The 13,159-nt window shown below is 51.5% G+C and carries 11 protein-coding genes and 1 other RNA gene; 5 read left to right on the forward strand and 7 right to left on the reverse strand.

From position 1 onward, the window contains the following. The first annotated feature begins 544 nt into the window (after positions 1 to 544). Both arcB and mtgA read left to right on the forward strand, forming a co-directional pair. Entirely contained in the window at positions 545 to 2,887 is a 2,343-nt protein-coding gene (arcB, locus tag CWS43_RS00855) for an aerobic respiration two-component sensor histidine kinase ArcB (protein ID WP_101074983.1), read from the forward strand. A gap of 895 nt (positions 2,888 to 3,782) precedes the next feature. Continuing rightward, positions 3,783 to 4,505: a monofunctional biosynthetic peptidoglycan transglycosylase gene (gene mtgA, locus CWS43_RS00860; protein WP_101074984.1), complete on the forward strand. Its 723-nt coding sequence runs from the start codon at positions 3,783 to 3,785 to the stop codon at positions 4,503 to 4,505. A gap of 65 nt (positions 4,506 to 4,570) precedes the next feature. Here the strand turns inward: mtgA and dolP are convergent, their stop codons facing one another. The 4 genes from dolP to CWS43_RS00880 form a co-directional block, all read right to left on the reverse strand. Further along, entirely contained in the window at positions 4,571 to 5,146 is a 576-nt protein-coding gene (gene dolP, locus CWS43_RS00865; RefSeq protein ID WP_101074985.1) for a division/outer membrane stress-associated lipid-binding lipoprotein, read from the reverse strand. A 9-nt stretch (positions 5,147 to 5,155) separates the two neighbouring features. Beyond that, the gene (diaA, locus tag CWS43_RS00870) at positions 5,156 to 5,746 is read right to left on the reverse strand and encodes a DnaA initiator-associating protein DiaA (protein ID WP_013577230.1); all 591 of its coding nucleotides are present in this window, start codon (positions 5,744 to 5,746) and stop codon (positions 5,156 to 5,158) included. Between the two features lie 30 nt (positions 5,747 to 5,776). After that, positions 5,777 to 6,145, reverse strand: coding sequence for a YraN family protein (locus tag CWS43_RS00875; protein ID WP_101074986.1), 369 nt, complete (start codon positions 6,143 to 6,145; stop codon positions 5,777 to 5,779). 65 nt (positions 6,146 to 6,210) lie between these two features. Continuing rightward, positions 6,211 to 8,235 carry a penicillin-binding protein activator gene (locus tag CWS43_RS00880; protein WP_101074987.1) on the reverse strand — a complete coding sequence of 675 codons (2,025 nt, stop codon included), beginning with the start codon at positions 8,233 to 8,235 and terminating at the stop codon, positions 6,211 to 6,213. 61 nt (positions 8,236 to 8,296) lie between these two features. Here CWS43_RS00880 and rsmI point away from each other — a divergent pair, with 61 nt between their 5' ends. Together rsmI and rnpB are read left to right on the forward strand one after the other, a co-directional pair. After that, positions 8,297 to 9,166, forward strand: coding sequence for a 16S rRNA (cytidine(1402)-2'-O)-methyltransferase (rsmI, locus tag CWS43_RS00885; RefSeq protein ID WP_101074988.1), 870 nt, complete (start codon positions 8,297 to 8,299; stop codon positions 9,164 to 9,166). A gap of 25 nt (positions 9,167 to 9,191) precedes the next feature. Continuing rightward, positions 9,192 to 9,570, forward strand: an RNA gene (rnpB, locus tag CWS43_RS00890) — RNase P RNA component class A. An 86-nt stretch (positions 9,571 to 9,656) separates the two neighbouring features. On the opposite strand, the gene CWS43_RS00895 is transcribed toward rnpB, so the two are convergent. Then, complete coding sequence (locus CWS43_RS00895) at positions 9,657 to 10,361, reverse strand: pirin family protein (RefSeq protein ID WP_101074989.1); 705 nt, start codon at positions 10,359 to 10,361, stop codon at positions 9,657 to 9,659. A gap of 110 nt (positions 10,362 to 10,471) precedes the next feature. On the opposite strand from CWS43_RS00895, the gene CWS43_RS00900 reads away from it, so the two are divergent. After that, positions 10,472 to 11,377, forward strand: a complete 906-nt coding sequence (locus CWS43_RS00900) for a LysR family transcriptional regulator (protein WP_101074990.1) — start codon at positions 10,472 to 10,474, stop codon at positions 11,375 to 11,377. A gap of 56 nt (positions 11,378 to 11,433) precedes the next feature. On the opposite strand, the gene CWS43_RS00905 is transcribed toward CWS43_RS00900, so the two are convergent. Together CWS43_RS00905 and CWS43_RS00910 are read right to left on the reverse strand one after the other, a co-directional pair. Beyond that, the gene (locus CWS43_RS00905) at positions 11,434 to 12,420 is read right to left on the reverse strand and encodes a glutathione S-transferase family protein (protein ID WP_101074991.1); all 987 of its coding nucleotides are present in this window, start codon (positions 12,418 to 12,420) and stop codon (positions 11,434 to 11,436) included. A gap of 133 nt (positions 12,421 to 12,553) precedes the next feature. Then, positions 12,554 to 12,946 (reverse strand): DoxX family protein, encoded by a 393-nt coding sequence (locus CWS43_RS00910; protein WP_101074992.1) that lies wholly within the window; start codon positions 12,944 to 12,946, stop codon positions 12,554 to 12,556. Positions 12,947 to 13,159: the final 213 nt, after the last annotated feature.

The raw sequence follows: 13,159 nt of genomic DNA on the forward strand, positions 1-13,159 counted from the left end.
CTAATTATGGCATTTTCATTGGCATATTTTCGATGTGGATACGCGCATAAAGTGTGAGCTGACTCACTATAGGAAAAGCTTAAGATCTCCGCACCGTGCTGGCAGACTCGTAATTACCAGTATTTTATACTGGAAAATGCTGACCCTATGCGGTTTGTCACTGTTTTTAACCTGACAGTAATAATGTGTTAGTCCGGTATTTGTAATAAGAATTATTCATACTGCCATGAATGACTTTATTTGCAGTAATAATGAATAGTTATGCCTGCGCGAAATGCGCCGAGGGGAAAGTAATTCGGATGATAAAAGGATAAAGATGTTGGGCGAACGGCAGTTGGCCGCGTTATCAGCTCAATAAAGCCGGCCGATATTAATAATATCACCCTACAGAATAGTCAATAACTCTGCCCTTATTTCCTGCATTGCACCATGACAAGCCCTTACAAGGTGCATCTCACAAACTTTGTGCTCAATTCCTCCCCTGTTCTCACGCCGGGAATATTTTGCGGTATGATTCAGTCGACTTCGTTTTAAGGGAACCGTTATGAAGCAAATCCGGGTTTTAGCGCAGTATTATGTCGATCTGATGGTCAAGCTGGGGCTGGTGAGATTCTCACTGTTGCTGGCGTCCGCACTGGTTGTACTGGCCATGATTGTCCAGATGGCAGTCACCATGCTCCTGCGCGGGCAGGTTGAAAGTATCGACGTTGTTCGCTCCATTTTCTTTGGTTTGCTGATTACGCCCTGGGCCGTGTATTTCCTGTCGGTGGTCGTGGAGCAACTTGAGGAATCACGCCAGCGTTTAGCGCGTCTGGTGGATAAGCTCGAAGAAATGCGCCACCGTGACCTCGAACTGAATCAGCAACTGAAAGACAACATTACGCAACTGAATCAGGAAATTGCTGACCGTGTGAAAGCGGAAGAAGCCCGTCTTGCCGTGGTCGATAAGCTCAAACTCGAAATGCAGCACCGCGAACAGGCACAAATCGAGCTGAGCCAGCAATCTGCATTATTACGCTCTTTCCTTGATGCTTCCCCTGACCTGGTTTACTACCGAAACGAAGATAAAGAATTCTCGGGCTGCAACCGTGCGATGGAATTGCTGACCGGCAAAAGTGAAAAACAGCTGATCGGTTTGACGCCCGATGATGTTTATACACCGGACATTGCCGAAAAAGTGGTGGAAACCGATGAGAAAGTTTTTCGTCACAATGTTTCCCTGACGTACGAACAATGGCTGGTGTACCCGGACGGGCGTAAGGCGTGCTTCGAGCTGCGCAAAGTGCCTTTTTATGACCGTATTGGTAAGCGACATGGCCTGATGGGCTTTGGGCGCGATATAACTGAGCGTAAGCGCTATCAGGACGCGTTAGAGAATGCCAGCCGTGAGAAGACAACCTTTATCTCAACGATCAGCCATGAGCTGCGTACGCCGCTTAACGGCATTGTCGGGCTGAGCCGCATTCTGCTGGATACCGAACTCGACAAAGAACAGCACAGCTACCTGAAAACCATTCACGTCAGTGCGATCACGCTCGGGAATATCTTCAACGACATTATCGAAATGGACAAAATTGAGCGCCGCAAAGTGCAGCTCGATAATCAACCGGTCGATTTTACCGAATTCCTCTCTGACCTCGAAAATCTCTCTGGCCTGCTGGCCCAGCCGAAAGGGCTGAAATTCATTATGGAACCGGATTTGCCGTTGCCGCGCAGTATTACGACGGACGGCACACGTTTACGCCAGATCCTGTGGAACCTGATTGGTAACGCCGTCAAATTCACCCGTGAAGGTGAAATTGTGCTGAGCGTTCATTACGAAGCCAACGACATGCTGCGTTTTGTCGTCCGCGACTCCGGGATGGGCATTCCACAAGATGAGCAGGATAAAATCTTTGCTATGTATTATCAGGTGAAAGATCAGAACGGCGGTAAACCTGCAACGGGAACCGGCATCGGGCTGGCTGTTTCAAAACGCCTGGCACAAACCATGGGCGGCGATATTACTGTCAGCAGCGAGCCGGGCAAGGGGTCCTGCTTCACGCTGACCGTCCGTGCGCCAACGCTGGACGCGCCGGTCGCGGAAGTGGATGACGACGAGGATATGCCGCTGCCCGCGCTGCATGTGCTGCTGGTAGAAGATATTGAGCTGAACGTGATTGTGGCGCGTTCGGTGCTGGAGAAACTCGGGAACAGCGTGGAAGTGGCCATGAACGGCCATGATGCCCTGGAGATGTTTGATCCTGACGAATTTGATCTGGTGTTGCTGGACATCCAGTTGCCGGATATGACCGGGCTGGATATCGCCCGCAAACTGCGTAACGACTATGCGGGCAAACATCTGCCGCCGCTGATTGCGCTGACTGCCAACGTTCTGAAAGATAAAAAAGAGTATCTCGACGCCGGAATGGACGATGTGCTGAGCAAGCCGCTGTCCGTTACTGCGCTGACCGCCATGATCCAGCAGTTCTGGGATCACCAGCCTGAAGTTTCCTCCGTAGTAGAAAAGGAACCTGCCGTAATGAAAAACAGCGAATCGTTGCTTGATACCGCCATGCTTGACCAGTACATCGAACTGGTTGGGGCGAAACTGATTTACCAGAGCGCGGATATGTTTGAAAAGATGATGCCGGGTTATCTTGCGGTTCTCGATTCCAACATGACGGCGCGTGATCAAAAAGGTATTGCCGAAGAAGGGCACAAAATTAAGGGTGCGGCAGGGTCTGTTGGCCTGAAGCACTTGCAACAACTGGCGCAACAAATTCAGACGCCAACACTACCGGCATGGTGGGATAACGTTCAGGAATGGGTTGATGAGCTGAAAGCTGAATGGCGCAATGATATACAGGTGTTGCGTGACTGGACGGCAAACGCTGAAAAAAAATAACCCCAGCCGAGGCCGGGGTGCGCGAATACAGCGCCAACACCAGGGAAAGAGGTAACCCACGATAGTTTTTAGGGTTCGGTTTTCGCAGGTCTTGGAATTCAGTCTTAAAGTCTAATACATCCTGTAGCAATCAACATAACAAATATAAGCAGAACTGTTACAACATTCATTAAAAACTGTGATGTAGATTAGTCTTTGTCTATACAAAACATCAAGCCTTTATCGCAGGATTTTTGACATCATACAAATGATGCATGTTGATGTTGTTTTGGCGACATGCAATTTTGTTTATGGAACTGCCCAATCGCAGGGGGTTTTACCTGTGATTTTTCGGTTTTTCTGGCTATGGAACCGGTTGTTTAAAATTGAAATTTACATTCAACTTTATGTTATTTATTGTTTTTGTTGCATTTCCTTCATGCGGAGTACTCAAAGTCCAACTGCATGCAGATATTTATTTTAAGTGAAAAAATTTCACTTAGAGGAAAGCACTTTTTATCTTCCAAAAGAGCATTAACATTGCGTGTTTTTTGCTGTTTTCGGGTTCCTGATTTGACTTAGGGTGTGCGTCAGTTGTGGAATAATCGATGAGAATTTATTCACTTTGAGAAAACGTATTCATAAGATTTGTTAATCTATTTTTTATCGTATCAGTTACAAAAAAAATACTTTTCTGTTGAAAATGCCACCCGGCCTCAATGTTTGAAAATTTGAGTAAAATGATGGAACTCATTGATGATAATGATCAAAATGACATTTTAAATACTACATGTAAGCAAATGTTTTATCACAATCGTTTAATTGTTAGCAATATTACTGATTCTATCGCTAGCCTGAATGACGGACTTATTATTGAGATTGATTAGATGGTCAGATGTGTTGTGGAAAGCGTTGAATGAATAAATTTGCTGGAAAGGGCCTATTGCGTAAGCCATTTTTATGGCTGAAACGCGCTTTGATACTGTTACTCTGCTTATGGGTAGCGGGCATCATTCTTTTTTCATTTTTACCCGTACCCTTCTCTGCCGTGATGATCGAACGTCAGGTTTCAGCCTGGCTTACGGGGGACTTTGGTTATGTTGCGCATTCCGACTGGGTGCCTATGGATGAAATTTCAGCGCCAATGGCTCTGGCCGTTATGGCGTCGGAAGATCAAAAATTCCCTGAACATTGGGGCTTTGATATGGAAGCCATACAGTCCGTACTCGATAAAGAGGGAGGGAAAATGCGCGGTGCATCGACTTTGTCGCAACAAACGGCCAAGAATTTATTCCTCTGGGACGGTCGTAGTTGGGTGAGAAAAGGGCTGGAAGCGGGGCTGACCGTGGGGATTGAAACGGTCTGGACAAAACGCCGTATCCTGACAGTTTATCTGAATATTGTTGAGTTTGGCGACGGTGTGTTTGGTGTCGAGCAAGCCGCTCAACATTTCTTCCATAAACCTGCCAGCCGCCTGACGGCTTCGCAGGCCGCATTGCTGGCTGCTGTATTGCCGAATCCGCATCTGTTTAAGGTCAACGCGCCGTCGGCATACGTGCTACGCCGCCAGCAATGGATCCTGAGGCAAATGAGCCAACTCGGTGGAGAATCTTTCCTGCAAGAACATAAGCTGCATTGAATTGTGCCCATTTTCGGGCGTAAAAAAGGACAGCATGAGCTGTCCTTTATGTTTTAACGATGGGATTATTTAACGTAAGTAAACGCCGTTGTGACGTGTTTAACGCCACTTACGCCCGCAGCAATACCCGCCGCTGATTTCCCTTCTTCCTGCGTGACCAGGCCGAGCAGGAACACTTCGCCATTCTCGGTCGTGACTTTAACGTTGGAAGATTTAACCGAATCGCTGGTCAGCAACTGAGAGCGAACTTTCGTTGTGATCCACGTATCGACAGAGGCGGTGCCCATGCTGACCGGTTTGCCGGTGCGGATCTCGTTATACACTTCCGTTGCGCCTTCAACGCCCATCGCAATTTGTTTTGCACGGGAAGCCATATCCGCGGACGGTGCCTGACCGGTTAACAGGACTTTGCCCTGATACGCGGTGGCGACAATTCGGGCCTCGTCTTTCAATTGCTTATCTTTACTTACCGCGTTGGAAACACGCGCTTCCAGCGTGCTGTCATCAACCTGAGTGCCTACCGTTCGCGGGTCAGTGGTGGTTTTCGTTGCGACACCTGCCGCACCAACTACTGCTGCGGCGACGCAGCCTTGTAACAGAAGGGCGCTTAACAATACAGCAAAGAGAGGGCTCGCCTTCATTTGATCTCCTTAATCGTCCTGGTGTGGGAACAGCGTGTTATCTATCAGGTCACAGAGGCAGTTTACTGTGAGCATATGCATTTCCTGAATGCGGGCGCTGCGATGAGAGGGAATACGGATCTCAACATCGTGAGGGCCCAGCAAACCCGCCAGTTCGCCGCCGTCATAACCTGTTAATGCGACAATCGTCATATCACGGGTGACCGCTGCTTCAACGGCTTTGACAATATCACGGCTGTTGCCGCGGGTAGAAATCGCCAGCAAAACATCACCCGCCTGACCTAAGGCGCGCACCTGTTTTGCATAGATTTCTTCGTGCAGACGGTCATTAGCAATTGCCGTCAACACAATATTGTCTGCACATAGTGAGATTGCAGGAAGGCTGGGACGTTCAGTTTCAAAACGATTAATCAGACTGGCGGAAAAATGCTGCGCATTTGCCGCAGAGGTGCCGTTACCACAGCACAGGATTTTGTTGCCGTTGAGCAGTGATTGCACCAGTGTCATCGCTGCACGGGAAATCGCGTCAGGCAAGGCTTCGGCCGCTGCAATCTGGGTTTGGATACTTTCGGTAAAGCAGACTTTGATTCTATCCAGCACGGTTTTTCGTCCAGTCAGTCGTCGTAATATTTATTCCGCATTGAATGCATCGGGCAGCCATTCTAACTGGCTGCCGGTGATGGCTAAAACATCAAAACGGCAAGGTGATGTGTCAAAGCTTGCGTTGTGGCCTGCAAGCCAAAAAGATGCCGCGCGTAACAGGCGCTGCTGTTTTTGACGCGTGACGCTGGCCGCCGCGCCACCAAAGTTTGCATTGCGCCGGTAGCGAACCTCAACAAACACCCAGGTTTGCTGGTCACGCATGATCAGGTCAATTTCACCTGCGCGGCAGGCCACATTGGCCGCCACAAAGGTTAACCCGGCTCTTTCAAGATAGCGTCGCGCGTAAGCCTCGTATTGTGCCCCGCACGACCGCGTTTTTGACAAAAAATTTATCATCAGTACGTCCTTGTACTTGTTAGTGCAGAGAATTCCGTTTTCTCAGCGCCGGTTATCGCTGTTTTTCACGAAGAAACCGGAACCAGCGAGCCCTGGCGGTATTGCAGCCACGGCAGTTTGCGATGGATAACGCAGTTGCTGTTGGCGCTTAAATCCCCGGTGCTGCCAGAGACCTGGAAGCCAGGAAGAGTCCGCATTTGTGAGAAGTGATTTGCCAGACTCCAGGCATCAATCCCCATCGCATACAGGCGAACCAGCGAGTAATCGTTGCCGAATTTCGCTGCGGCCTGCTGCATCAGTGCAGGGTTAGAACCCGCCAGTAAAGGAATGTCGCTAAATTCCACGCCTTCCATCTCCAGACGATAATCCGGGCCGGCTCCCGCCTGATAGCTGCGTGAGCTTGCATAGACAGACGGATGAGAACGACCATTAACCGCCAGATCCAGCATTGGTTTAATCAGCGTCAGTTCGCCCTGAGTCGCCACGACATAAACGGAATCCACCGCGCCACCTGTGCTGCCTTGTGTAATTTGCGCATCTGTAGGCGGAGCCGGAATGGTAATCCCGCCAATAGTCACGCCCTGTGCCTGCGCCGGTGTGGCTGCATCGCTTGCGGTGACCGGCGTACCGGTCAGGCGGATGCCGCTGCCGATAGATGAACGTAATTCACCGGCAGAGCCCAGCCCTTGTTTCAGAACCGTCTGTCCGCCCAGTTTCTGCCATTCATTGGCAAATGCCTGCGCAATACGGTCACCAAAGGCGCCGCGGGGTACCAGCAACAATGGCGAACGTTTCTGTTCTGCCCACATATGGCGGGCCGCATCTTGTGCCTCATCTTCCGGCGAGAGCGCAAAGTAACAGATATTCGGACTATTTTTCTCAGTTTCTGGCTGATTGAGCGCTAAAACATTCAGAGGCGTCTGGGTGTTACCCAGCTCATTTACCTGATCTTTCAGCAGCGGGCCGACCACCAGCGTCGCGCCATCCTGCTGTGCCTGCGTCAGTAACGCCGCCAGAGGCTGACCATTTGTGTCGTACACTTTTACCTGCGCATTACTGCTGGCTACCGGCGCAGTGGTCGGTGTGGCCGCTGGCTGCGCCTGAGACGGATCGGTTTGTGGCTGTGCTGCGCCATCCGTCGGCGCTGAAGGGCTGAGCGCCGCATTCGGGTCTGCCGGGGGCTGCGCGTTAGGATCCGCAGGTGCCGTTTGTGGGGCGGGCTGGCTCACCTGACCATTCATTGCGGCGTTAAAACCTTGCTGGATGGCATTACCGTAAACCTGCGCTGGCCCGCTCATTGGCAGGAACAGTGCGATTTTACCGGTAGATGCCGGTTGGAAAGTCAGCACGTTGTTGAGCTGCGTGGGCAACGTCACCGCAGCCGGGTTCACCGGATAACGACGCTGCCAGTCTTTGATACCAGCTTTCAATAGATCAGGATCCTGCTTGTTGCTTTGCCAGACACTCAGTAAATCCAGCCAGCCTTGCAGGGTATTTTCATCCGCGTTAATCACGATGCTGTTAACATCCTGCGCGGACATTTGCGTCAGTGCGGCCCAGGTTTCATCGATGTTGGTCTGATGAAGCTGGCCCTGGAGGAGTGGCTCTTGCGCAATGTATGCACGGATTAAACCCAGGCTGGTACGCCCCTGGCTGGCATCGATTTGAGCCTGATAGTAGCGGGCCTTTTGATCGTTGGTCAGATTGGAAGGATCCAACTGGCCCAGGAGGCTGGCCGCTGCCGGATAATTCTTCTGTGCAATCTGGACTTCAGCGCTGGTCAGTTGTTGTTCTACGGTTTGTGCCGCAGTCAGGTTCTGAGGTACCTGAGCCAGCTGCGCTGCCGCTTCAGGCACTTTGCCTTCGCGTATCAGGGCACGCACTGCAAGCAATTGCCAGTCAGCCTTGTTATCATCACCGCTTTGCTGTGCCTGCTGCAGATAATAGTCAGAACTGCCAGCTGCTGCGCCCTGGACACTTTCAGTCGGTGCCTGTGGTGCCTGACCGGAACAGCTGGCGAGAAGCATAGCCACGATGATGGCAGGGAGTAAACGTCCCGAACGGGTACGAAAGGTCATTGAGGAAGGCATTCAGTTTCCAGTGATGTTTTTTCAAGATGCTCAATATTAAATCGGCAATCCGGATGAAACAATGAATCAAGACGATCAAGCAGATATTTCTGCCTCAACGCTGTATATCGTACCGACGCCAATTGGCAATTTAGGGGACATTACCCAACGCGCGCTGACCGTTCTGAACAGTGTAGATTTGATTGCCGCGGAAGACACCCGGCATACAGGATTGCTGCTGCAACATTTCGCGATTAACGCGAAAATGTATCCGCTACATGACCACAACGAACAGCAGAAAGCCGAGCATTTACTGGCGAAATTGCAGGAAGGCCAGACTATTGCGCTGGTTTCTGATGCCGGTACACCATTGATTAATGACCCCGGTTATCACCTTGTACGTCGTTGTCGTGAAGCGGGGATCCGTGTCGTTCCTTTACCGGGCGCTTGCGCGGCAATAACGGCGCTGTGCGCAGCCGGTTTACCGTCAGATCGTTTCTGTTACGAAGGGTTTCTGCCAGCCAAAACCAAATCCCGCAAAGACACATTGCTGGCATTAATCGAAGAGCCGCGCACGCTGATTTTCTATGAATCCACCCATCGTCTGATCGACAGTTTGCAGGATATGGTCGACGTCTGGGGGCCGCAGCGTTATGTGGTTCTGGCGCGCGAACTGACCAAAACCTGGGAAAACATTCACGGTGCGCCAGTCGGCGAACTGCTGGCGTGGGTGCAGGAAGTGGAAACCCGCCGCCGCGGCGAAATGGTGCTGATTGTGGAAGGCCATAAAGTCGATGTGGAAGCGTTGCCTGCTGAAGCCCTGCGCACGCTGGCGCTGCTGCAAAAAGAGTTACCGTTGAAAAAGGCCGCCGCGCTGGCCGCAGAAATCCACGGGGTGAAGAAGAATGCGTTGTATAAATACGCGCTTGATGAGCAAGAGGGTGACAAATAGGGCGTAATACCCTATTATCCGCCGCGGAGTTGACCAGACAGTCGCCGCTTCACTGCCGTCCCTTTCGGGGGAGACAGGTGGAGGGGAGGAAAGTCCGGGCTCCATAGGGCAGGGTGCCAGGTAACGCCTGGGAAGCGCGAGCTTACGACAAGTGCAACAGAGAGCAAACCGCCGATGGCCCACGCAAGTGGGATCAGGTAAGGGTGAAAGGGTGCGGTAAGAGCGCACCGCGCGGCTGGCAACAGTTCGTGGCAAGGTAAACTCCACCCGGAGCAAGGCCAAATAGGGGTTCACATGGTACGGCCCGTACTGAACCCGGGTAGGCTGCTTGAGCCAGTGAGCGATTGCTGGCCTAGACGAATGACTGTCCACGACAGAACCCGGCTTAACGGTCAACTCCCTCGTCAAAAGAAAGCCCGTGCAGAGTTATCTGCGCGGGCTTTCGTCTTTCTGCGATTTGTAAAATCCGCAAATCCGTTACCTGCGAAGGTTAAACCGGCATGTCGATCAGCAATGCGCGAAGCGGCGTGCTGGCAGAAACGGTCAGGCTGTTTTCCTGATGGATAAACGCACCGTCGCCGCAGGCCAGTTTTTGTGATTCGTGGCTGACCGCGCCCAGCGCATCAACCTGGCCGTGAATCGATTGCAGATACGCCCGCGGGCCACGGATCGGCATGGAAATCTGTTCGCCCGGTTTTAAATCCAGATGATGTATCCAGACATTTTGCCGCAATTGCAGGCTGCCGTTTTCACCATCCGGCGACGCCAGCAGGAAATGTTTCGCATCCGGCAGCGTCATTTTCTGGGTTAGCGGATTCTCATGTTCCGGGCAGGCATCCAGCCATAATTGCATCCGCGTCAGTGGCTGGCTACTACTGGTGTTGAGCTCGCTGTAACTGACATTGGCTTGTGTCGATAGCAGCGCCGCTTCACCGGCTTCGACCCGCACGCTGTTACCTTCGCTGTCGCGGTATTCCGCCGAGCCCTGTAAAACCAGATTCAGAACATCAACGCGCGGATAAGTCCGTGGCTGGAAACTCGCACCCGGCGCCAGCACTTCCTGATTCAGGACGCGCAGCGACGCATAGCCCATCAGCTTCGGATCAAAGTAATGTCCAAAGGAGAAAGTGTAACGTGCCTGCAGCCAACCAAAGTCAGCGGTGCCGCACTCTTTTGCCGTTCTGCTGGTGATCATGGCGGTCGCCTCTCTTAAAAATTTAGATGTATAAATGGTAAGCGTCTGGACGTGTGATTGTTAGCCAGTTAATCTGGTCGCTATATTCAAATTTCCTGACAGAGAAAAGAATGGCTAAGGATCGCGCACTCACACTGGAAGCATTACGGGTCATGGATGCGATTGACCGCAGAGGAAGTTTTGCCGCCGCCGCTGATGAGCTGGGCCGCGTACCGTCTGCGTTGAGCTACACCATGCAAAAGCTGGAAGAAGAGCTGGACGTGGTGTTATTTGACCGTTCAGGTCATCGGACAAAATTCACCAATGTGGGCCGGATGTTGCTTGAGCGTGGCCGCGTGCTGCTCGAAGCCGCCGACAAACTGACCGTCGATGCCGAAGCGCTGGCGCGTGGCTGGGAAACGCACATCACGATCGTTTGCGAAGCCTTATCCCCGGCGGCGCAATTATTCCCGCTGATTGAGAAACTGGCGCTGAAAGCCAACACGCAGGTTTCACTGATTACCGAAGTGCTGGCGGGGGCGTGGGAGCGCCTTGAGCAGGGGCGTGCGGATATTGTTATCGCGCCCGATATGCATTTCCGTTCCTCGACAGAAATTAACAGCCGCAAACTTTATAAGCAGGTCAGCGTTTACGTGGCTGCGCCGGATCATCCGATTCATCTGGAAGCCGAGCCGCTGTCTGAAGTCAGCCGCGTTAAATATCGCGGGATTGCGGTGGCGGATACGGCGCGTGAACGCCCGGTGCTCACCGTGCAACTGCTCGATAAGCAACAACGTCTGACGGTCAGTACCATCGAAGAAAAACGTAAAGCGCTGCTGGCCGGATTAGGCGTTGCGACGATGCCTTATCCGATGGTTGAGCAAGATATTGCCGAAGGGCGTTTGCGGGTGGTCAGTGCGGAATATAACCGTGAAATCGACATCATTATGGCGTGGCGTCGCGACAGCATGGGTGAGGCGAAAGCCTGGTTCCTGCGTGAAATTCCACGGTTGCTGGCAACGCGCGAAGCGAAGTGAATAAACGTGACTGGCATTCTTCCCCCTTTAAAAAAGGGGGAAGAATGCCAGTGTGATTAGCTGAAACGGATATCGCGGCCGTGCGGTGATTCTAAATCCTGCGCCGGACCGGTAGAGATAATTCCGTAAGGGTTAATCGTGGCGTGGCTGCGGTAATAGTGATTGCGGATATGCGCAAAATCCACGGTTTCACGAATGCCCTGCAGCTGGTAGATATCGCGCAGAAAACCGTACAGATTCGGATAATCGCTGATGCGGTGACGGTCGCATTTGAAATGCGTGACGTAGACCGGATCAAAGCGAACCAGCGTGGTCCACAGACGAAGATCGGCTTCGGTGAGTTTGTTGCCGGTCAGATAACGGTGCTTACCCAGTAATTCCTCAGCGCGTTCCAGCGCATCAAACACGCCATTTACCGCTTCGTCGTATGCGTCCTGAGAGGTTGCAAAACCGGCTTTATAGACGCCGTTATTAATCTGCGGATAGACCCACTCATTAATCGCGTCGATCTCAGTGCGCAGGTTTTGCGGGTAATAATCACCTGCTTTCGCACCGATGGCATCAAAAGCACTGTTGAACATACGGATGATGTCTGAAGATTCGTTGCTGACAATCGTCTGCTGTTTTTTGTCCCACAGGATAGGCACGGTCACGCGGCCGGTGTAATCATTTTGCGCACGCAGATAGATTTCATACGCGTAATTCAGATGATACAAATCATCACCGGTGGCGGCGGGGAAATCGGTGCCAAACGTCCAGCCGTGTTCCAGCATCAGTGGGTGAACCACAGAGACAGGGATAATGTCTTCGAGCCCTTTCAGGGCGCGCATCAGCAGTGTCCGGTGTGCCCACGGACAGGCCAGTGAAACATAAAGATGGTAGCGGTCGCGCTCAGCGGTAAACCCCCCCACGCCGTGCTCGCCCGGTGCGCCATCGGGTGTGATCCAGTTACGGAACTGCGCGACAGAACGTTTGAAATGACCGCCGGTAGATTTGGTGTCATACCAGGTGTCCTGCCATTTACCTTCGACCAGTTGTCCCATGATATTTTCCTTACTGTCAGTGATCTTTCAGAATTAAAAAGGGCGAGGTGATTAATCACATCGCCCTGCAGGTGCTTTTTATTGTCTTATTTAATTATAGCTTGGATACAGCTCCCTGGTGCCGGAGCCGTAATTACCAGTTTTTCTTGATCAGGCGGTCAATGCTGAATGCGCCAGGACCTGAAGCAAACAGGACGAAGAAACCACCGGCGATGGACAGGTTTTTCATGAACATCATTTGGTTCACGCCCTGCGCAAAATCAGTGTGGAAGATCAGGGCAGTCAGGATAGTGAAGATTGCCGTGATCAGCGCTGTGGTACGGGTAAAGAAGCCAAACAGGATAGCCAAACCGCCGCCAAATTCTAACAAGATAGTCAGTGGCAGGAAGAAGCTTGGAACGCCCATGGAAGTCATATAACCCGCAGTCGCGGTGTAGCCGTTGATTTTTCCCCAGCCAGCAACGATGAACAGGATTGGCATAAGGATACGGGCTACCAGTAAAGCTGTGTCTTGTAACTTAGTCATTTTCTTCTCCAAAACGTAGTGTGCCCAAATTGAGCTTAAAGTGTTACCGGCCCGGTCAGAAAATGTTTCTCGCCGTTACCGCCTCAGTTGATGATGAGATAATAAGTCGAACGATTACGGTTTGTTAGCAAGTAAAACTGTTGGAATGATTCAAATAAATTGAATGGAGGAAGGATTGTTATTCAAAAAGAAAAGGGTCAGATGAATATTCAT

Source organism: Rahnella sp. AA, assembly GCF_002834385.1.
Taxonomy (GTDB): Bacteria; Pseudomonadota; Gammaproteobacteria; order Enterobacterales; family Enterobacteriaceae; genus Rahnella.